Origin of the sequence: Mesorhizobium sp. WSM1293, assembly GCF_000513875.1 — a bacterium.
GTDB classification, from domain to species: Bacteria; Pseudomonadota; Alphaproteobacteria; order Rhizobiales; family Rhizobiaceae; genus Mesorhizobium; species Mesorhizobium ciceri.
On record NZ_AZUV01000001.1, the window covers coordinates 883,030 to 902,038 of the forward strand.

The 19,009-nt window shown below is 63.9% G+C and carries 20 protein-coding genes and 1 tRNA gene; 12 read left to right on the forward strand and 9 right to left on the reverse strand.

The window, feature by feature from the left end:
• The first annotated feature begins 79 nt into the window (after positions 1-79).
• Positions 80-1,138, forward strand: a complete 1,059-nt coding sequence (locus M729_RS0104495) for a YeiH family protein (RefSeq protein ID WP_027160876.1) — start codon at positions 80-82, stop codon at positions 1,136-1,138.
• Here M729_RS0104495 and M729_RS0104500 read toward each other — a convergent pair whose 3' ends face one another.
• The 3 genes from M729_RS0104500 to M729_RS01000000134635 form a co-directional block, all read right to left on the reverse strand.
• Entirely contained in the window at positions 1,139-1,636 is a 498-nt protein-coding gene (locus M729_RS0104500; RefSeq protein ID WP_013530535.1) for a GAF domain-containing protein, read from the reverse strand.
• Positions 1,637-1,886: 250 nt separating this feature from the next.
• Positions 1,887-3,518 (reverse strand): chaperonin GroEL, encoded by a 1,632-nt coding sequence (gene groL, locus M729_RS0104505; RefSeq protein WP_013530534.1) that lies wholly within the window; start codon positions 3,516-3,518, stop codon positions 1,887-1,889.
• A 33-nt stretch (positions 3,519-3,551) separates the two neighbouring features.
• Positions 3,552-3,914 (reverse strand): co-chaperone GroES, encoded by a 363-nt coding sequence (locus M729_RS01000000134635; protein WP_013530533.1) that lies wholly within the window; start codon positions 3,912-3,914, stop codon positions 3,552-3,554.
• 251 nt (positions 3,915-4,165) lie between these two features.
• On the opposite strand from M729_RS01000000134635, the gene M729_RS0104515 reads away from it, so the two are divergent.
• Together M729_RS0104515 and M729_RS0104520 are read left to right on the forward strand one after the other, a co-directional pair.
• Complete coding sequence (locus tag M729_RS0104515; RefSeq protein ID WP_013530532.1) at positions 4,166-4,414, forward strand: hypothetical protein; 249 nt, start codon at positions 4,166-4,168, stop codon at positions 4,412-4,414.
• Positions 4,411-4,677: a DUF1488 domain-containing protein gene (locus M729_RS0104520; RefSeq protein ID WP_013530531.1), complete on the forward strand. Its 267-nt coding sequence runs from the start codon at positions 4,411-4,413 to the stop codon at positions 4,675-4,677. The genes M729_RS0104515 and M729_RS0104520 overlap by 4 nt, the downstream gene beginning before the upstream one ends.
• A 31-nt stretch (positions 4,678-4,708) precedes the next feature.
• Here the strand turns inward: M729_RS0104520 and M729_RS0104525 are convergent, their stop codons facing one another.
• From M729_RS0104525 to M729_RS0104540, 4 genes are all read right to left on the reverse strand, one after another.
• On the reverse strand, positions 4,709-4,930 hold the full coding sequence (locus M729_RS0104525; RefSeq protein WP_027160877.1) for a DUF6500 family protein: 222 nt from the start codon (positions 4,928-4,930) through the stop codon (positions 4,709-4,711).
• 53 nt (positions 4,931-4,983) lie between these two features.
• Positions 4,984-5,175 carry a hypothetical protein gene (locus M729_RS0104530; protein WP_027160878.1) on the reverse strand — a complete coding sequence of 64 codons (192 nt, stop codon included), beginning with the start codon at positions 5,173-5,175 and terminating at the stop codon, positions 4,984-4,986.
• 5 nt (positions 5,176-5,180) lie between these two features.
• Positions 5,181-5,384: a hypothetical protein gene (locus M729_RS0104535; protein ID WP_027160879.1), complete on the reverse strand. Its 204-nt coding sequence runs from the start codon at positions 5,382-5,384 to the stop codon at positions 5,181-5,183.
• A gap of 202 nt (positions 5,385-5,586) precedes the next feature.
• A tRNA-Cys gene (locus M729_RS0104540) sits at positions 5,587-5,662 on the reverse strand.
• A 459-nt stretch (positions 5,663-6,121) separates the two neighbouring features.
• Here M729_RS0104540 and M729_RS0104545 point away from each other — a divergent pair.
• The 5 genes from M729_RS0104545 to M729_RS0104565 all read left to right on the forward strand — a co-directional run bounded on the left by M729_RS0104545 (position 6,122) and on the right by M729_RS0104565 (position 12,523).
• Positions 6,122-7,165, forward strand: a complete 1,044-nt coding sequence (locus tag M729_RS0104545; RefSeq protein ID WP_027160880.1) for a LacI family DNA-binding transcriptional regulator — start codon at positions 6,122-6,124, stop codon at positions 7,163-7,165.
• Between the two features lie 63 nt (positions 7,166-7,228).
• Positions 7,229-8,476, forward strand: coding sequence for a sugar ABC transporter substrate-binding protein (locus M729_RS0104550; protein ID WP_013530526.1), 1,248 nt, complete (start codon positions 7,229-7,231; stop codon positions 8,474-8,476).
• 272 nt (positions 8,477-8,748) lie between these two features.
• Positions 8,749-9,672, forward strand: coding sequence for a sugar ABC transporter permease (locus M729_RS0104555; RefSeq protein ID WP_024503911.1), 924 nt, complete (start codon positions 8,749-8,751; stop codon positions 9,670-9,672).
• The gene (locus M729_RS0104560; protein ID WP_013530524.1) at positions 9,672-10,529 is read left to right on the forward strand and encodes a carbohydrate ABC transporter permease; all 858 of its coding nucleotides are present in this window, start codon (positions 9,672-9,674) and stop codon (positions 10,527-10,529) included. The genes M729_RS0104555 and M729_RS0104560 overlap by 1 nt, the downstream gene beginning before the upstream one ends.
• A 14-nt stretch (positions 10,530-10,543) precedes the next feature.
• Positions 10,544-12,523: a glycoside hydrolase family 127 protein gene (locus tag M729_RS0104565; protein ID WP_027160881.1), complete on the forward strand. Its 1,980-nt coding sequence runs from the start codon at positions 10,544-10,546 to the stop codon at positions 12,521-12,523.
• Here the strand turns inward: M729_RS0104565 and M729_RS0104570 are convergent.
• Together M729_RS0104570 and M729_RS0104575 are read right to left on the reverse strand one after the other, a co-directional pair.
• Positions 12,510-13,247 (reverse strand): gamma-glutamylcyclotransferase, encoded by a 738-nt coding sequence (locus M729_RS0104570; protein ID WP_032807991.1) that lies wholly within the window; start codon positions 13,245-13,247, stop codon positions 12,510-12,512. The genes M729_RS0104565 and M729_RS0104570 overlap by 14 nt on opposite strands.
• A 117-nt stretch (positions 13,248-13,364) precedes the next feature.
• Positions 13,365-14,219, reverse strand: coding sequence for an AraC family transcriptional regulator (locus M729_RS0104575; protein ID WP_245265341.1), 855 nt, complete (start codon positions 14,217-14,219; stop codon positions 13,365-13,367).
• A gap of 185 nt (positions 14,220-14,404) precedes the next feature.
• Here M729_RS0104575 and M729_RS01000000134640 point away from each other — a divergent pair, with 185 nt between their 5' ends.
• The 4 genes from M729_RS01000000134640 (at position 14,405) to M729_RS0104595 (ending at position 19,005) form a co-directional block, all read left to right on the forward strand.
• Complete coding sequence (locus M729_RS01000000134640) at positions 14,405-15,160, forward strand: phytanoyl-CoA dioxygenase family protein (protein ID WP_245267537.1); 756 nt, start codon at positions 14,405-14,407, stop codon at positions 15,158-15,160.
• A gap of 231 nt (positions 15,161-15,391) precedes the next feature.
• Positions 15,392-16,414: an ABC transporter permease gene (locus M729_RS0104585; RefSeq protein WP_024503916.1), complete on the forward strand. Its 1,023-nt coding sequence runs from the start codon at positions 15,392-15,394 to the stop codon at positions 16,412-16,414.
• Positions 16,415-16,458: 44 nt separating this feature from the next.
• On the forward strand, positions 16,459-17,427 hold the full coding sequence (locus tag M729_RS0104590) for a sugar ABC transporter substrate-binding protein (RefSeq protein ID WP_024503917.1): 969 nt from the start codon (positions 16,459-16,461) through the stop codon (positions 17,425-17,427).
• Between the two features lie 60 nt (positions 17,428-17,487).
• Positions 17,488-19,005 (forward strand): sugar ABC transporter ATP-binding protein, encoded by a 1,518-nt coding sequence (locus M729_RS0104595; RefSeq protein ID WP_024503918.1) that lies wholly within the window; start codon positions 17,488-17,490, stop codon positions 19,003-19,005.
• Positions 19,006-19,009 lie beyond the last annotated feature (4 nt).

Genomic DNA, 19,009 nt, shown 5'->3' on the forward strand with positions numbered 1-19,009 from the left:
TTATTCTAACGAAAATAATTCGTTGGAAAGATTGGTTTAGGAATGGCATTCTCCCGGCATACCCGCCTGGAGCATTGCATTGTCTTCCGTTTCCCACTTCGCGAACGATATTCCAAAAAGCGCGTTTCCTGCCGATGTCGCGCAAGGGCGAAAATCCCTTGGCTGGAATGGCATCGTCCCCGGCATCGTGCTGGTCACGATGATCACTGCCGTCGCCTTCTCGGCGCGCAATGTTTCCGGCCTCGCGCTGTTCAGTCCAATGATCCTCGCCGTCGTCGCCGGCATGATCTACTCCAACGTGCTCGGCACGCCCGTGCACGCCAAAGCCGGTATCGCATTCTCGCAAAAGCGCCTGTTGCGCTTCGCCATCGTGCTGCTCGGCTTCCAGCTGACGCTCGGCCAGGTGGTCTCGATCGGCGCTGGCGGCGTCGGCATTGTCGCGGCGACGCTTGGCGCCACCTTCGTTTTCACCATCACGCTTGGCCGGCTGATCGGCGTCGACGCCAAGCTGGCGCAGTTGATCGCCGCCGGCACCTCGATCTGCGGCGCTTCGGCCATCGTCGCCACCAACATCGTCACCGATGCGCGCGACGAGGACGTCACCTACGCCGTCGCCTCGATCACCTTGTTCGGCACCGTCGCCATGCTCGGCTTCCCGCTCATGGCGCCCATGCTCGGCCTCGACCAGCACGCTTTCGGCCTGTGGGCCGGCGCCTCGATCCACGAGGTGGCGCAAGTCATCGGCGCCGGCTTTCAGAACGGCACCCAGTCCGGCGAGATCGCCACCGTCGCCAAGCTGACCCGCGTCGCCATGCTGGCGCCGATGGTCGTCGCGCTCGGCCTGATGGCGCGCGGCAGGAGCAGCAGTGAGGTGGCGGCGCGGCCGCCCATGCCGTGGTTCGTCGCCGCCTTCGTCGCTGTCGTGGCGTTGAACAGCTTGGTCACGGTGCCCACCGAGGTGAAATCGGCAATGGCGCTCGCCACCACCATCATGCTGACCATGGGCCTGGCCGCCATGGGCCTGCAGGCCGACATCTCTCAGTTGCGCTCGCGCGGCCTGCGCCCGCTGGCGCTCGCCTTCTCGGCCTTCCTGTTCATCGGCTGCTTCAGCCTGATGCTGGTGAAGTTCGTAGGCTGATCAGTCCTCGAACGAACTCGCCGCGGCATAGATCGCCGCCAGCGTCTCGATGCCGGCCTGGTCGGCCTTGTCGAAGCGGCCGGGCAGCGGGCTGTCGAGATCGAGCACGCCGAAGACGCCTTCATCGTCCTCGAGCAGCACCACCAGTTCCGAGCGCGAATCGGCATCGCAGGCGATGTGGCCGGGAAAATCATGCACGTCCTTGATCAGCATCGAGGTGCCGAGTTCGACCGCCGTTCCGCACACGCCCTTGCCGACGGCGATGCGCACACAGGCCGGCTTGCCCTGGAACGGCCCGAGCACCATTTCCTCGTCCGACTGCAGGAAATAGAAACCGGCCCAGTTGAGGTCCGGCACCATCTGGAAGATGAGTGCTGCGGTGTTGGCGGCGTTGGCGATCGAATCGCGCTCACCCTCGAGCAGCGCCTTCAATTGGGTGGCGAGGTCGCGGTAGAACGTGGGCTTGTCTGAGGTGTCGATGGCCTTGGCCGCAAACATGAACGTGTCTCCGTGTCGGGGATGGCGGTTCGTCCGATCGCTTGCCAAAGTCCGGCGAGCTCCGCAACCAGACGGCCGCCTGGACAGTCTAGCGTGGATTGCGTCCCCTTCGAAAGCCGCAAGATCATGATTGCCTCCCGGGACTGAGCCGGGCGACTGCGTAAACTTTGCGATGATCATCTTGAGAATCGTAGCGGCCCCGATCGGGGCCGCCATTCACATCTCCAACAGATCGGACAAATCCTGGGTTTTAGTAGCCGCCCATGCCGCCACCGCCGCCACCCGCAGGTGCTGCATCCTTGGCCGGAACGTCGGTGATCATCGCTTCGGCGGTGATCAGAAGGGCTGCGATCGAGCCGGCATCCTGGAGTGCGGTGCGCACCACTTTCGCCGGATCGACGATGCCTGCCTTGATCATGTCGACATAGACCTCGTTCTGGGCGTCAAAACCCTGATTGTGGTCCTTGCTGTCGGTGAGCTTGCCGACGACGATTGAGCCTTCGACGCCGGAATTCTCGGCGATCTGGCGGATCGGCGCTTCGAGCGCCCGCAGCACGATCGTGATGCCGGCCGTGACATCGGCATTGGCGCCGGTCAGGCCGCCAAGCGCCGAGCGGGCACGCAGCAGAGCGACGCCGCCGCCGGGCACGATGCCTTCCTCGACCGCCGCGCGGGTGGCGTTCAGCGCATCGTCGATGCGGTCCTTCTTTTCCTTGACTTCCGACTCGGTGACGCCGCCGACGCGGATGACGGCAACGCCGCCGGCGAGCTTGGCCAGCCGCTCCTGCAGCTTTTCCTTGTCGTAGTCTGACGTCGTCTCCTCGATCTGGCCCTTGATCTGAGCGACGCGCGCCTGGATGGTCGCCTTGGTGCCGGCACCGTCGATGATCGTGGTGGTGTCCTTCTCGATCAGCACGCGCTTGGCGCGGCCGAGCATCTCGATGGTGACGTTTTCAAGCTTGATGCCGAGATCTTCCGAGATCATCTGGCCTGATGTCAGCACGGCGATGTCTTCCAGCATCGCCTTGCGGCGATCGCCGAAGCCAGGCGCCTTGACGGCCGCGACCTTGAGGCCGCCGCGCAGCTTGTTGACGACCAGCGTCGCCAGAGCCTCGCCCTCGACGTCCTCGGAGATGATCAGCAGCGGCCTGCCGCTCTGCACCACCGCTTCGAGGATCGGCAGCATCGCCTGCAGATTGCCGAGCTTCTTCTCGTGGATGAGGATGTAGGGCTCTTCCAGCTCGACGCGCATCTTGTCGGCATTGGTGACGAAATAGGGCGAGAGATAGCCGCGGTCGAACTGCATGCCTTCGACGACGTCGAGTTCGGTCTCTGCGGTCTTGGCTTCCTCGACGGTGATGACGCCGTCATTGCCGACCTTGTCCATAGCCTTGGCGATCATCTCGCCGACGCTGGCATCGCCATTGGCGGCGATGGTGCCGACCTGCGCGATCTCGGCCGACGACTTGACCTTCTTGGCGCGCGCCTGGATTTCCTTGACCACGGCGGAAACCGCCTGGTCGATGCCGCGCTTCAAATCCATGGGATTCATGCCGGCGGCGACCAGCTTGGCGCCTTCGCGCAGGATCGAGGCGGCCAGCACCGTGGCGGTGGTGGTGCCGTCACCGGCGAGGTCGTTGGTCTTCGAGGCCACTTCGCGCACCATCTGGGCGCCCATGTTCTCGAACTTGTCGGCAAGCTCGATTTCCTTGGCGACGGTGACGCCGTCCTTGGTGATGCGCGGCGCGCCGTAGGCCTTGTCGATGATGACGTTGCGGCCCTTGGGGCCGAGCGTGACCTTCACCGCATTGGTGAGGATCTCGACGCCGCGCAGCATGCGGTCGCGCGCGTCGGTGGAGAATTTGATTTCCTTGGCAGACATGATTTTTATCCAGTACGTTCGGAGAAAATAAGGTCAGGCAGCTTTCTTGGCGGCCACGGTCTTGTCGGTTGCAGCGGTCTCGCCCTTGTCGATGATGCCAGTCTCGTCCTTGTCGATGACGCCCATAATGTCGGCTTCCTTCATGATCAGAAGGTCCTCGCCGTCGATCTTGACCTCGGTGCCCGACCATTTGCCGAACAGGATGAAGTCGCCGGCCTTGACGTCAAGCGGAACAAGCGCGCCGTTTTCGTCGCGTGCGCCAGGGCCGACAGCGATGACTTCGCCCTCCTGCGGCTTTTCCTTGGCAGTGTCGGGGATGATGATCCCGCCCTTGGATTTGATATCGCCTTCGGCGCGACGAATGACGACGCGGTCGTGGAGTGGCCGAAATTTCATGGGAACTTTCTTTCTGGGGGCCGGCACAGGCGGCCACGCCCCTCCTCTATAGACGCGTTGGCACTCGATAGATAGGAGTGCCAAAAATTATTCGCGTACCAAATTAAATATTCAAAAGTATTATTTCAGCTGGCCGTTTCGTGATATCCGCAGAATGTCAAATAATTCAAAAGATTGAATTTTGCCGATCGAGTGCCTATTTATCGGACAAGTTCACTTTCACGATTTCAGGCACAAGGGAGATTTCTTCGATGGCCGAAGGCAATCAGACGATCATGGAAAAAGCTGAAGCCCGCTTTGTCGACAAGCAGAAGAAGACAGCGGAGAAAAACAAGGCGACCGCCGAATATATGTCCGAGGCAAGAGCCAGGGAGATCAAGACGGCAAGGCTGAGGGAGCTTCGGCTGGCCAAGGAAGAGGCTGATCGTGTCGCCGAGGCCCTGAACCCGACGCCGAAGAAGAAGCGGGTGACCAAGAAAGTCACGGAGGCCAAGACATGAGCCTCACCTTCCCCAACCGCAGCCGCAGCTATGACGAGGCGGGCCAGCGCATCCGTTTCGTCGGCCATGACGGCATGTTCCAGATCTCGTTCTCCGTCGCCGCCGACGCCATGGCCAAGATGCGGCCGGGAACCGCGGCCGATGAAGCCGGTTATCTCCAGACATTCGACACCGAGAGCAGTGCCATCCGCGAGGTCGCGTCGAAGGCCTACGACCGCACCCACAAGAGCATGTATGTTCTGACGGCGTCCGATTTCGGCTGATCAGTCCATTGCATGTCGCTCAAAACGACGATTAAAGATCCATCCCCTCGACCATCGCGCGTATCTTCGCAGCCTTTTCGAAATGGTCGAGGCGGTGGGTTCTGATCCACCATTCGGCGGCTTCCATCAGGAGTTCGGGGTTGTCGTTTCTGTTGGCGAAAAACGCATAGAACGACACGCCGACGCCGGCCCCCTTCTCGGAGATCTTGCGGTCGCAAATCTCCAGTATCTTCTGCTTCAGGCTGGCTCTCACGGGAATCCCTTGATTTGCGGTGCGGCAGGCTTCCGCCGGCGGGCCGCTACGGATCAGGCCTTGCGCTCGGCCCGTTCGCGGCGTTTGACATCGCGGACATTCATCTGCACGACCATGTCCTCGGCCTCGCGCGGCCCCATCCCGACCATCACCTTTTGCCGGACCACCGCAGGCTGGCCGGTGAAGACATCGATGATGCTCCAGCTCTGGGGAAGCTCCATACGCAGCGTGTAGCGGTTGGCCATGCCGGTCAGCCTTGCATCGTGAAAAACACGGCGCCCAGGATCAGCACCGTCCAGGCGACGACCGACAGTTTCAGCACCATGCCGCCATGCACGGCCAGAAGCTTCCGCAGGTGCGACACACCTGCCGACGAGGCCGGTGCCGCCGCCAGGGCGGCAGGGGCCTTAAGGCCAAGTTTTCCAAAGACGGGCAGCAGCGACGGTTCACGCACGAAAGGCCTCGAATGTCAGGGAAAAGCGAAGCAAGAACGCTCGGCTCCCTTCCATACCACTCTTTTCGCGCGTGCCGGCATGCCAAATGCAAGACAGGACTGCTTTAACGTCCGGTCCGCACCGCCTTCGTAACGCACAAATCTATTCGTGGGGACTGACTGCCCTTGGGGCAGATTGGGACTGCTGTTCGACGCGAAATTTTGGAGGCCTCGCCTCGGAATCGAACCGAGGCTTCAGAGATTTGCCGTCTCCAGCGTAGCCGCTCCGCCACGAGGCCATGGCTGTTGAAGTAGCGGCCAAATATTTACGGAAAGGTTAATCCCGAGGGACTGTTCAGAATTTTCGGCACGATCTTCAGACCGTCCGCCAGCACATATTGCGGCCAGGTTTGCTGCCCGGCAGCGCCAACCCCTTTGCCGGACCTCGCATCCCGCGCACGCTGCGATCCTTCACGCCTCAAGCGGCAGCCCGCCCCGTCTCGACCGAGGGCCTCCAGCACTGCGACTGGCGCTCTTCCCCTGAGCTAAGTGCTGCCGGCGCTGCTTTAACCCGCGTTTGCATTCGAAGGAAGAGAGCAGAGGCCCAACCAGCTTTTCCCTTGAACGGCGATCCAATCTGGTCTAGCCTCAGCTGAGAAAAGGTTTTCTCAAACAATTTCAGTCGGGCTCGGCCACCTGCCGGGCCTCTTTCAGATCGGTAAGAGAAAACCTTTTTCCAACTAAGGACTCTCGGCGCGATGCCATCGGACGATCTGCCTGTTCCGGTCTTTTCCAAGCCAGTCACCTTGCGTGACGTGGCCGCGCAGGCCGGAGTCAGCGTCGCTACCGCATCCAAGGCGCTCAACAGCCAGGGCCGGATGACAGCCGAGACGCGCGAACGCATTCGCGAGACCGCCCGGCGGCTTGGCTTCCGGCCCAACAGCCTGGCGCAAAGCCTGCTCCGACGCCGCAGCTTCACCGTCGGCCTGCTCACCAACGATACCTATGGCCGCTTCTCGCTGCCGCTGATGTCGGGCATTTCGGACGCGCTGGTCGACAATGGCGTCTCGGTGTTCCTGTGCAATGTCGAGGAGGATCCGCGGCTGGGCCAGATGCATGTCGACGCCATGCTCGACAAGCGCGTTGACGGCATCATCGCCACTGGCAAGCGCATCGATCGTCATCTGCCCGTCGACCTCTCCAATCTGCGCGTCCCGGTGATCTATGCCTTCACGCAGCCCGACCCCGACGCCGTTGCCTTCGTCTCGGACGATGTTGGCGGCGCCCGGCTGGCCGTCGAGCATTTTTGCCGGCTTGGCCGCAAGCGCATCGCCCACGTCACCGGGCCGGCGAGCTTTGCCGTGGTGCACGCGCGCGTTCAGGCTTACCGCGACGTGCTCGCCGAAAACGGCCTGACGGTCAGCGAGCCGCTGCTCGGCTCCTGGTCGGAAGCCTGGGGTCACCAGGCGATTGCGCAACTGTTCGACGGCAAAAGCGAAAGGCCGGACGCGGTCTTCTGCGGCAACGACCAGATCGCGCGCGGCATCATCGATGCTCTGCGCGAACGCGGCCTCGACGTACCCAGGGATGTCGGCGTCATCGGTTTCGACAATTGGGAGATCGTGGCCGAGGCGACGCGCCCGCCGCTGACCTCTGTCGACATGAACCTGGTCGCGCTCGGGCGCGAGGCCGGGTTGACCCTGCTTTCGCTGGTCGGCGGCAAGCCCGCCGCGCCCGGCATTCGAAAACTGCCGTGCCGGCTGGTGGTGCGGCAGTCATGCGGCCATCCGCCGGGTGGCTGAAAACGAAGCGCCGCGCAATCGGCGCCAAGCCGCGGACCGCGGCCAACCTTGGAGGAGGAGAACATGAGGAACCTGATTGCCAAACTGGCCCTGGCCGCTGCCGTTCTGGGCGGCGGTCTCGGCACTGCCGCCGCCGAGACGGCCAACATATGGGTGCGCGCCGACGGTTCGAATTTCATGCCGAGGATCGTCGATGCCTACAACAAGGCGCACACCAACCAGGTCAAGCTCGATATCATCCCCAATGCCGAGATCATCCCCAAATACGGTGCCGCGGCCGCCGGCGGCACAGCGCCCGACGCGCTGTCGCTCGACCTGATCTACACGCCCTCCTTCGCCGCAGCCGGCCAATTGGAGGACATCACCGACTGGGCAAAGTCCCTGCCCTATTTTGCCAGCCTGTCGCCGGCGCATGTGAAGACCGGCACCTACAAAGACCACATTTACGGCCTGCCCTTCTCCGCCGACGCCTCGGTGCTGATCTGGAACAAGAAGCTGTTCAAGCAGGCCGGCCTCGATCCCGAAAAAGGCCCGGCCAACTGGGCCGAGATCGCGGCCGATGCCGAGAAGGTCAACGCGCTCGGCGGCAACATCAAGGGCTTCTACTTCTCCGGCAATTGCGGCGGCTGCAACATCTTCACCTTCACGCCCCTGATCTGGGCGTCTGGTGGCGACATCCTGAGCGAAGACGGCTCGAAGGCGACGCTGGACAGCCCGCAGCTGCGCGGCGCCATCGATCTCTACCGCTCGATGGTCAAGAAGGATCTGGTACCGGCAGGCGCACAGACCGACACCGGCGCCAATTTCTTTGCCGCCTTCGCCGCCGGCAATATCGGCATCTCGCCGTCCGGCGCCTTTGCCATCGGCGCGCTCAACACCCAGTATCCCGACATCGATTACGGCGTCACCTTCCTGCCGGGCAAGGACAGCGGCTGGTCGTCCTTTGCGGGCGGCGACAATTTCGTCGTCACCAAGGGCACCACGAAACTGCCCGTGGTGAAGGAGTTCCTCGACTTCGCCTATTCGCTCGAGGGCCAGACCATCCTTGCCAAATACGGAAGCCTGCCGGTGCGCGGCGACATCGCCAAGGACGCGTTGAAGGATCTCGATCCGCGCTACCAGATCGCCGCCGAAGCCATGGCCAAGGGCAAGACGCCCTATTCGGTGGTGTTCAACGACCTGATCAACTCCGCCAACGGCCCGTGGACGCAGATGATCAACGAGGTCTTCTTCGGCGACGATGTCGATGGCGCGATAGCCAATGCGCAGGAAACGATGCAGTCGATCATCGACCAGGCGCCGCAGAAGTAGCGGACGCCTGCCGGCCGCCCGCCTGTCTCCCTGGGCGGGTGGCCGGATACCGCATCGCCAACGGCAGGGCTATCGCGTTGAGAAAAGACCCCCTCATCCGGCCGCTTCGCGGCCACCTTCTCCCCGCTGGGGAGAAGAGGCTGGCACCATCCCCGGCAACCTCCTCTCCTCGGGGAGAGGTCGGATTGCCCCGAATTGCTCTCTTCAATTCGGTTGGCAATCCGGGTGAGAGGGTTCTTTGCCAATGTCCCAATAGCACCGAGCGCGCAGCCATGACCGTCATCACCGCAGCAACCCCTGCCCCGCCCCGCGCCCGCAAGGTCGCCAGCCGCCACCAATGGATCGGCCTGCTCTATGTCGCGCCGGCTGTCGCGCTGGTCGTCGTCTTTTTCCTGATCCCGCTCGGCATGACGGCGTGGATGTCGCTGCACAACTGGCCCCTGATGGGCGAGCACAGCTTTATCGGCCTCGGCAACTATGTCGCCATCCTGCGCGACACCCGGTTCTGGAACGCGCTGCGCTTCACCGCCTACTACACCGTGATCGTCACCATCGCGATCTTCGTGGTGGCGTTTCCGCTGGCGCTGTTCGTCGAGCGGCCGCGGCCGCTGACCAATCTTTACCGGACGATGTTCTTCATGCCGGCGGTTGTCGGCTTTGCCTCGGCCAGCCTGCTCTGGTCATGGCTGTTGAACGTCGATTCCGGCCTGTTCAGCCCGGCCGCCTACGACCTTGGCCTGATCGACAGGAAGTTCAACCTTTTGGCCACCTTCCAGCCGGCCTTCTGGTCGATCATCGCCATGGTCGTCTGGAAGGTCGCCGGCTTCACCATGATCATTCTGATGGCCGGCCTGCAATCGATCCCGCAGGATCTGCAGGAGGCGGCCGTCATCGACGGCGCCGGTCCGTTCGCCAGGTTCAGGGCGATCACTTTGCCGCTGATGCGCCGCACGCTGGCGCTGGCCCTGATCCTGTCGGTCGCCGGCTCGATCCTCGCCTTCGACCAGTTCTACATCATCCTGCGCGGCGGCCCACGCAACCAGACGCTGACGGCGGTCTACTGGATCTTCAACCAGTCCTTCGTGTCGTTCAAGCTCGGCTACGGCGCGGCTTTGTCGATGGTGCTGCTGGTGATCCTGGTGGCGCTCAGCCTCGTCCAGCTGTGGCTGCTGCGCAAGCCGGAGGGGCTCGACTGATGGCGCAGGCCGCTTCCCGCAACCGCCGGCTCTTGAGCCGCATCGGCGAGCATTCGACCGGCATCGTCGCCTCGGTGCTGTTTGCCGCGCCGATCGTGTGGGCGGTGCTGTCGGCGTTCAAGCCGGCGGCCGAAGCGCGCCTGCCGCCGCTGCCGCCCTGGCCGACATCAGGCTTCTCGCTGGAGAACTACGCCACGCTCAACAGCTTCGGCGACGGGCTGTGGGTCTCGGCGCAAAACAGCATCTACGTCTCGGTGATGACCGTCGTGCTGTCGGTCGCCGTCAGCGTGCTGGCCGGCTACGGCTTTTCGCGGTTCCGGTTTCCGTTCAAGGACCTGTTCTTCATCCTCATCCTGTCGACGATCATGATCCCGTTCCAGTCGATCCTGACGCCGATCTTCCTGGTGCTGACCAAGCTTGGCCTGCACAACACGCTGACCGGCCTGGTCGGCGTTTATGTGACGCTGCAACTGCCGTTCTCGATCTTCATGATGCGCAACGCCTTCGACGCGGTGCCGCGCGAGATCGAGGAAGCCGCCCGCATGGACGGTGCCGGCAATCTCACCATGCTTTGGAAGGTGATGCTGCCGCTGGTCTGGCCGGGCGTCGTCACCATCGCCCTGTTTGCCTTCCTCGGCGCCTGGAACGAATTCCTCGCCGCCCTCGTGCTGATGACCGATCAATCCAAATTCACGCTGCCCGTGATGATGACCGCACTGCAGTCGGGCCGCTTCGGCGCCATCGACTGGGGCGCGGTGCAGGCGGGCGTCACCGTGATGATGGTGCCGTGCCTCATCCTGTTCCTGGCGCTGCAGCGCTTCTACATCCGCGGCCTGATGGCCGGGGCCGTCAAATAGAATGGAGTAAATTCATGACCGCATCGCCATCCGCAAAAACCGGGAAACCGAAGCTCGCCTTCCGCCCGCTGCCGGTGCCGCAGGTCGACGTGCACGGCTTCTGGGGCGATCGCGCCGACGCTGTCGCCGCCCGCACCGCCGATATCCTTTACGAGCGCTGCGTGGAGGCCCGCATGCTGGAGCAGATCGATCCGGACCGTCCCTCGCCCGGCATAGTCATCCCCTTCCACTCGCCCTCTCCCGACGAAGCCGACCGCCAGGGCGCGGAATTCACCGGATCGACGGTGACCACGCAGATGTTCTGGGATTCCGATCTCGGCAAGACGATCGAGACCGCGGCCTATTCGCTTTACCGGCGCAAGAATCCCGAACTGGAGAAGAAGATCGACGCCGTCATCGACATGTATGGCAGGCTGCAGCAGGAGGACGGCTATCTCTCCAGCTGGTACCAACGCATCCAGCCCGGCAAGCGCTGGACCAATCTGCGCGACTGCCACGAGCTCTATTGCGCCGGCCATCTGATCGAGGGCGCGGTCGCCTACTACCAGGCGACGGGAAAACGCAAGCTGCTCGATATCATGTGCCGCTATGCCGACCACATCGCGTCGGTACTCGGCCCGGAGCCCGGCAAGAAGAAGGGCTATTGCGGCCACGAGGAGATCGAGCTGGCGCTGGTCAAGCTGGCCCGGGTGACCGGCGAGCGGAAATATATGGAGTTGGCCAGATACTTCATCGACCAGCGCGGTCAGCAGCCGCATTATTTCGACGAGGAGGCCCGCGCCCGCGGCGCCGACCCGAAGGCCTATCATTTCAAGACCTATGAATACAGCCAGTCGCATATCCCGGTGCGAGAACAGAACAAGGTCGTCGGCCATGCTGTCAGGGCGATGTACCTCTATTCCGGCATGGCCGATATCGCGACCGAATATGGCGATGATACGCTGCGAGCAGCACTCGACCTTCTGTGGGACGATCTCACCACCAAGAGTCTCTACATCACTGGCGGACTGGGGCCGTCGGCGCACAATGAGGGCTTCACCAGCGACTACGACCTGCCCAACGAAAGCGCCTATGCCGAGACCTGTGCGGCGGTCGGCTTGGTGTTCTGGGCCAGCCGCATGCTCGGCATGGGGCCGAACGCGCGCTACGCCGACATGATGGAACGCGCCCTCTACAACGGTTCGATCTCGGGCCTGTCGCTCGACGGCTCGCTGTTTTTCTACGAGAATCCATTGGAAAGCCGGGGCAAGCACAACAGGTGGAAGTGGCACCGCTGCCCGTGCTGCCCGCCCAATATCGGGCGCATGGTCGCCTCGATCGGCAGCTATTTCTACAGCCTGGCCGACGATGCGCTGGCCGTCCACCTCTATGGCGACTCGACCGGGCGCTTCGATATATCGGGCGTCCCGGTGAGCCTGACGCAGGTCAGCAGCTATCCCTGGGACGGCGCCGTCGACATCATGCTCGAACCGCGGGCGCCGGTCGAGTTCACTTTGCACCTGCGCATTCCCGCCTGGAGCGCCAGTGCCGGGTTGAAGATAAACGGCGAAGCCATCAGACTGGCGGATATCACCAGCGACGGCTACGCCGCGATCAAGCGGACATGGAAAAAGGGCGACAATGTCCGGCTCGATCTCGAAATGCCGATCGAGCGGCTTTATGCCAACCCGCAGGTGCGCCAGGATGCTGGCCGCGTCGCGCTGTCACGCGGCCCGCTGATCTATTGCGTCGAGGCATCAGACAATGACAGCCAGCCGCATCGCCTGACGCTGCCGCGGACGGCCACCATCGAAGCGCAGCACCGGCCGGAACTTCTCGGCGGCGTGGTGACGCTGTCGACCGCGGCACTTGCCGATGTCTCCGACGGCTGGCAGGACGGGCTCTACAGGCCCGAGCCGCCGGCCACCGCCGAGACGCGCCTGACCGCCATTCCCTATTTCGCCTGGGACAACCGCGAGCCCGGCGAGATGCTGGTATGGCTCAGGGACGGCTGAGTTGGGACGTCAGCCCGATCTCCACGGCCACCAGTTCCTGCAACCGCCACAGATTGCGGTCGCGGATGCCGCAGGCTTCGAGGTGGCGGATCGTCTCGAAAAGATATTGCGCGCCCGAGCCCCAATGTCCGACGGCGGTGGCCAGCGTCGCCGCGATCGCCTGGTTGTCGAGCTTGCCTGCATAACGCGGATTGGCGGGATCGACGACGAAGCCGAGCGCGCGATACGGACCCCGTTCGGTCCTGACCTGCAGCCAGCGCGGCACGTTGACGGCGGGCAGGATGGTCATTTCGCGGCGCAGCAGCGCTTCGAGGTTAGCCGCCACCGGCTCCGCGATCTCGAACACCATGCCCTGGCACTGGCCGCCGCGATCGAGCGCCATCATCAAGCCGGGCTGCTCGATCGTGCCGCGAAAACGCTGCACCGTAAAGCAGAACGAACGATGCCAGCCGCTGGCCACCGCGCGTTCTCCGCCCCTCACCTCGCCGGCGGGCTTCCACAGCAGCGAGCCATAGGCAAATAGTTTCAGCGGCCCGGCCGGAGCGTCGGCCAGCACCTCTTCGCGGATGCGCGCATAGTCGGCATCGGTCATGTGAACCATGCCCGGCGTCGGCCCGGCATCCTCGACAGCACGCATGGTGTGGGCGATGAGGTCCTCGGTCAGAGCCATCGGCGCTTTGCGCGGCGCGGACGTGCGCGGTGCGGTGGAAATTGGCTTGTTCATGTTCGTGCCCCGGCCATCGTCGCCATGTTGCCCAGGGACCGGAGATTCTCAAGGGCCGGCCGGACTCAAGACCTGAACGGTTGCGGCCAACCGCCTGAAAGCATTCGTAAGTATCGACTAACGCCCCGGCGCAGCACTCAGTTCGCTGCGCCGCCAGGCCGCCGGCGAAATTCCCACCGAACGCTTGAACTCGCGTCCGAAATGATAGACGTCGCAAAAGCCGCAGGCCTCGGCAACCTCGGCCAGCGGCTGGTCGCCCTGCACCAGCAGCGATTGCGCCTGCATCAGCCGCTCGCGCATCAGCCATTGGTGGGGGCTCGTGCGCAGATGTTTCTGGAACAACCGCCTTATCTGTGAGGCGCCGAGGCCGGTGACGGTGGCAAGGTCGGGAGCCGTCCAGGCGGAGCCGGGCGCGGCGCGCATGGCGTCGAGCGCTGAAGCAAGCGGCTTCGGCAGATCGTCATTGCCGGCGCCGTTCACCGCACGGTCGACCAGAAGCAGGAATTCGGCGACCAGTTGGTTGAGGCGCAGGTCGAGCCCGGCGTCACGTCGCCGCAGCGCCGCGAACAACCGCTCGAACCACGGCGCCGGGCCGGTGCCTTCCGTGAACACGGTCCGCAATATCCCTTCGCCGAACAATTTGCGCCGCAGGATGGCCGGATCGGGCCCGTCGAGCCTGAACCAGAGCAGGGTCCAGGGATCGGCCGGATCGGCCGCGTGCACATGCGGCGCCTCGTTGGCCATCCACACCAGCTGGTTCGCGCGCACCTCCAGCCTTTGCCCCAGCGTCTCCACGAAACCCCGGCCCGACAGGCAATAGAGGATGTCCTGGCCGGGATAGACGGGCCGCTCGATGCGATAATCGGGCGCCGCGGCAACCTTGCCGGCGCGCAGCACGCTGAACGCCGTGCGCGTCCATCCGGCCGCCGGCACATAGTGGAAACTCTCGAAAACCGATGTCTTTCCTTGCATGCGCGTTTTATACAAAGAGAGTGCCTTGCTGTCCATTTTGTTTGCTGCCAGGCGCCGCTATGGTCGCTCTCAAGAGGATGGGATCTCGGCAAGCAATGGCCGGATCCCTCGAGTTTTGCGGGCTTACCAGGCGCCTTGCGCCGGCGGCGGCCCCGAAAGACCAGGGAGGCAGGACGATGTTGGCGATGACCAAGCAGGAAACCGAGCTCTACGCCCGCGACGGGTACATTATCCGCAGGGGGCTGCTCAGCGTCGCGGAAGTGGACGATTTCCGCGACCACGCCCGCAAGCAGCTCGAGGCCGAGAACAAGAGCGGCGCCGTGATGGCCAAGGGCGACAAGGAAGGCAAGACCACTCTTCTCAAGATGTGGACCAAGGCCGAAGACGACAAATACGGTCTTCTGGCCCGCGACGAGCGCATGGTCGATCTGGCCGAGGCCGCCGTCGGCAAGCCGATCTACCTCTACAGCCACAAGATGACGATGAAGCAGCCCAACGAGGGCGGCGCCTGGGAATGGCACCAGGATTTCGGCTACTGGTACAATTACGGCTGCCTGGCACCGGAGATGATGAGCATCTATGTCGCGCTCGATAAGGCGACCCGCGAGAACGGCTGCCTGCAGGTGCTGAAAGGCACGCACAAGCTCGGCCGCCTCAACCATATCAGGGAGAACGACCAGACAAATGTCGAGCAGGAACATCTGGACGCGGCGCTGAAGCGCTTCGAGCACATCTATGTCGAGATGGAAGCCGGCGACGCGCTGATCTTCGACGGTAATCTGTTGCACCGCTCCGATGCCAACCGTTCGGACACCTATCGCTGGGGCTACATCTGTTCCTACAACGCCGTCGAGAACGCGCCGTTCAAGAAGGTGCGCGACTACGGAAACTTCGACGAGATGCGCAAGGTGCCGGCCGGCTCTTTTCGCGAGGCGTCCTGACGCTGCAAATACAGGGTATGGGCGGTCACGCCCACGCCCGGCCATGATCCGGGGGGCCGAAAATGGTTTTTCGAAAAATCATGGCCGAACAGGGAGATAGAGCCCGATCCTGAATCAGTTCGGGACCGGCTCTGAGGCAACGGCCCGCGCACGAGCTCGGCTCGGGTCGATGAAACGGAAGAGTGGCCACGCTGGTGAGGACCGGCGGGCCACGCACAGGGAGGATGTTGTATGGCCGATGCGGTCAGGACCGGCGCGCGCGCGCCAGCCACGGACCGGTTCACGATGGCGCGGCTGTTGCGGGCGCGCGAGGCGGGCGTGTTCATCGCGCTGCTCGTGCTGTGCCTGTTTTTGTCCTTCGCCACCGATGGATTCCTGACATCGCTGAACCTGCTCAATGTCGGACGCCAGATCTCGTTGCTCGGGATCATGGCGGTCGGCATGACGTTCGTGCTGATCGCCGGCGAGGTCGACCTGTCGGTCGGCTCGACCTATGCGTTCTCAGGCCTCGCCACCGGTATGCTGATCATTGCCGGCTGGGCGCTGCTGCCGGCGATCGGAGTCGGCCTGATGACCGGCGTCGCCATTGGCCTCATCAATGGCGTGCTCTCCACCTATGGCCGCCTGCCCTCCCTGATCGCGACGCTGGGCATGCTATCCATCGTGCGTGGTGCCGCCCTCATCTTGACCAACGGCCAGCCGGTGACCGTCAACGCCCGCAACGGCGCGCTGCCCGACGTGCTGCAGACCTTCTCTTTCATCGGCCAGGGCTATCTGTTCACCATCATCCCCATGCAGCTGGTGTTCTTCGTCATCGTCGCGGTGCTGGCCTGGATCGTGCTGTCCTTCTCCAATTTCGGCTTCCGCGTCTACGCCGTCGGCGGCAGCGCCAAGGCCGCGCGTGTCTCCGGCATCTCCGTCAACAAGGTCAAGATATCAGCCTTCATCCTGATGGGCGTGCTCGCCGCCGTCGCCGGCATTCTGGGCCTCGCCTTCCTGCCCTCCAGCCAGGCTGGGCGCACCGGGCTCGGCCTGGAGCTCGACGTCATCGCCGCCACCATCGTCGGCGGCGCCTCGCTGTCGGGCGGTGAAGGTACCATCCTCGGCACCATTCTGGGCGTGCTGATCATCGGCGTCATGCGCAACGGCCTGGTGCTGTTGGGCGTATCGCCCTTCGTGCAGGAACTGATGATCGGCCTGGTCATCATCATCGCGGTCGGCATCGACAAATGGAGCACGCGCCGAACGGGTTGATCGCAAAAACAGAAGCAACCAGAACCAAAAAGGGAGGACTATCCATGAACATCAGACACGTCATTCTCGCAGCCACGCTCGGTCTGTTTCCCCTGTCGGCCCACGCCGAATCCAAGCTCGCCGATTTCGCCCTGGCGCCGCGCATCAAGGCCAAGATCGATGCTGGGCAGCCGCTCGACATCTACGTTTCCTACCATGACGTCTCCAACGAATTCGCGCCGTTCATGAAGGCCGGCGTCGAGCGCGCCGCCAAGGAGGACAAGGTTGGCGCCCAGTTCATCGGCCCGGTCGGCGCCGATGCCGACGGCCAGATCTCGGAGATCGAGACGCTGATGGGCAAGATGGACGGGCTGGCGATCTCCTCCGTCTCCACCGACGCGCTGGCGCCGGTGATCGACCGCGTCATCGCCGCCGGCATCCCGGTCGTCACCTTCAACACCGACAATCCGGAGAGCAAGCGCCTCGCCTTCGCCGGCCAGGACCTCGTCCAGTCCGGCCGCGAGGCCGGCAAGCTGATGGCCAAGGTGCTGGGCGGCAAGGGCAAGGTGATGATCACCACCATCGACGCTGCCGCGCAGTGGTCGCTCGACCGCGAGAAGGGCGCGCGCGAGGCGCTGAAGGCCGAGCCCGGCATCGAGGTCGTCTCGACGCTCAACACCGGCACCGACCCGCAGAAGATCTATGCGGCGATCGAGAACGCCATGCTCGCCAATCCGTCGATCTCCGGCGTCCTGTCGCTCGAATGCTGCTCGACGCCGGCCGCCGGCACCTGGGTGGAACGCAACAAGGCCGCCGACAAGGTCAAGGTGGTCGGCTTCGACCTGCTCGACCAGACGGTGCAACTGGTCCAGGACGGCAATGTCGATGCCACGATCGACCAGGCGCCCGAAAAGCAGGGCTTTGCCGCGGTCGACCTGATCGTGCAGTTCCTCAGCGGCAAGCCGATCGACAATGTCGACACCGGCGTCGGCATCTACACCAAGGAAAACATCGCCGAGGTGGCCAAGAAGTAACAAGCCAGCCCTGCGGGGTCGCCGGCCTTGGGCCGGCGGACCTGCTTGGCCAGCCCGCCAATGACAGAGCAACAGACCCCCGCCCCCATCGTCGAAATCTCCGGACTGACCAAGCGGTTCCCCGGCGTGCTGGCGCTCGACCGCATTTCCGTCGGCTTCCGGCCCGGCGAGGTGCATGCCGTCATCGGCGAGAACGGCGCCGGCAAGTCGACGCTGATGAACATCCTTGCCGGCGACCTGCAGCCGGACGGCGGCGAAATCCGTATCGACGGCAGCCCCGCCACCATTGCCTCGCCGCTGGCCAGCCGCGCCGCCGGCATCACGGTGGTCTACCAGGAACTGGCGCTCTGCCCGACGCTGACCATCGCCGAAAACATCATGATGTCGGACATGGCGGCGCGCTCGTCACTATCCTTCGTGCCGCGCGACCAGATGCGGCGCGAGGCGCGCGCGGCATTGACCCGGCTCGGCATGGGCGCGCTCGATCCCGACACCAGGGTCTCGCGCCTGTCGGTGGCCGAGATGCAGTTGGTCGAGATCGCCGGCGCCATCCGCCAGCGCGCCCGCGTGCTGGTGCTCGACGAACCCAATTCGGCGCTGTCCAAGCGCGAGAGCGAGCGTCTGTTCGAGATCGTCAGGCAATTGCGCGGCGAAGGCGTCACCGTGATCTACGTCTCGCATCACCTGAAGGAAGTGCTCGACCTTGCCGACCGCGTCACCGTGATGCGCGACGGCCGTACCATCGAGACAATGGACAATGACGGCCTGTCGGAGGACCGGTTGATCCGCGCCATGGTCGGCCGCGACCTCGATACGGCGGCGCAATGGTCGCTGCAAGCTGAAGCGCGGTCGGATGACGCGCCCATAGTGCTGTCGGTCGAGAAGCTGACCGCGCCAGGGCTGGACAGGCTGAGCTTTCATGCCCGCGCCGGCGAAATTCTCGGCATTGGCGGCCTGCCGGATTCCGGCAAGGACATGCTGGGCGAGGCGCTGTTCGGCCTGTGCCAGCGCAGCGGCCGCGTCACCGTAGACGGCAAGGAATTGCGCGCCGCCGACCCGCAGGCCTCAATCCGCAGTGGCATGGCGCTGGTGCCGGCAGACCGGCGCGGCGCCGGTGCGCTGCTGTCGATGAGCGTCGCCAACAATGTCGTCTCGGCCTCGCTGCCGCGCTTCTCGCTGGCTGGCTTCATGCGGCGTGGTGCCGTGCGCCGCGAGGCCCGCGCGCAGGTCGCGCGGCTCGACGCGCGCATTTCACATCTTGGCCAGAAGCTGGCGACACTGTCGGGCGGCAACCAGCAGAAAATCATCCTCGGGCGCAGCCTCGTCACAAACCCGCGCGTGCTGGTGCTGCACGAGCCGACGCGCGGCGTCGATGTCGGCGCCAAGGCCGAGATCTACGCCATATTGCGCGGCATCGCCGCCGAGGGCGTCGCGGTGGTGATGATCTCGTCGGAGATCCCCGAGTTGATCATGAACGCCGAACGCGTTCTGGTGCTGCGCAATGGTGGCATATCGGGCGAGCTGACCGGAGCCGGTATCAACGAGGAAGCGATCCTGGCCCGCGCCATGGCATCCTGAACGA

What these genes read in the sequence shown, in the direction of transcription:
- M729_RS0104530 (WP_027160878.1), bottom strand. Translation starts at nt 5,175, where the DNA reads ATGGCCAACCGCTACACGCTGCGTATGGAGCTTCCCCAGAGCTGGAGC.
- M729_RS0104590 (WP_024503917.1), top strand. Translation starts at nt 16,459, where the DNA reads ATGAACATCAGACACGTCATTCTCGCAGCCACGCTCGGTCTGTTTCCC.
- M729_RS0104570 (WP_032807991.1), bottom strand. Translation starts at nt 13,247, where the DNA reads ATGAACAAGCCAATTTCCACCGCACCGCGCACGTCCGCGCCGCGCAAA.
- M729_RS01000000134635 (WP_013530533.1), bottom strand. Translation starts at nt 3,914, where the DNA reads ATGAAATTTCGGCCACTCCACGACCGCGTCGTCATTCGTCGCGCCGAA.
- M729_RS0104565 (WP_027160881.1), top strand. Translation starts at nt 10,544, where the DNA reads ATGACCGCATCGCCATCCGCAAAAACCGGGAAACCGAAGCTCGCCTTC.
- M729_RS0104595 (WP_024503918.1), top strand. Translation starts at nt 17,488, where the DNA reads ATGACAGAGCAACAGACCCCCGCCCCCATCGTCGAAATCTCCGGACTG.
- M729_RS0104500 (WP_013530535.1), bottom strand. Translation starts at nt 1,636, where the DNA reads ATGTTTGCGGCCAAGGCCATCGACACCTCAGACAAGCCCACGTTCTAC.
- M729_RS0104555 (WP_024503911.1), top strand. Translation starts at nt 8,749, where the DNA reads ATGACCGTCATCACCGCAGCAACCCCTGCCCCGCCCCGCGCCCGCAAG.
- M729_RS0104575 (WP_245265341.1), bottom strand. Translation starts at nt 14,219, where the DNA reads ATGCAAGGAAAGACATCGGTTTTCGAGAGTTTCCACTATGTGCCGGCG.
- M729_RS0104520 (WP_013530531.1), top strand. Translation starts at nt 4,411, where the DNA reads ATGAGCCTCACCTTCCCCAACCGCAGCCGCAGCTATGACGAGGCGGGC.
- M729_RS0104545 (WP_027160880.1), top strand. Translation starts at nt 6,122, where the DNA reads ATGCCATCGGACGATCTGCCTGTTCCGGTCTTTTCCAAGCCAGTCACC.
- M729_RS0104515 (WP_013530532.1), top strand. Translation starts at nt 4,166, where the DNA reads ATGGCCGAAGGCAATCAGACGATCATGGAAAAAGCTGAAGCCCGCTTT.
- M729_RS0104585 (WP_024503916.1), top strand. Translation starts at nt 15,392, where the DNA reads ATGGCCGATGCGGTCAGGACCGGCGCGCGCGCGCCAGCCACGGACCGG.
- M729_RS0104560 (WP_013530524.1), top strand. Translation starts at nt 9,672, where the DNA reads ATGGCGCAGGCCGCTTCCCGCAACCGCCGGCTCTTGAGCCGCATCGGC.
- M729_RS0104550 (WP_013530526.1), top strand. Translation starts at nt 7,229, where the DNA reads ATGAGGAACCTGATTGCCAAACTGGCCCTGGCCGCTGCCGTTCTGGGC.
- M729_RS01000000134640 (WP_245267537.1), top strand. Translation starts at nt 14,405, where the DNA reads ATGACCAAGCAGGAAACCGAGCTCTACGCCCGCGACGGGTACATTATC.
- groL (WP_013530534.1), bottom strand. Translation starts at nt 3,518, where the DNA reads ATGTCTGCCAAGGAAATCAAATTCTCCACCGACGCGCGCGACCGCATG.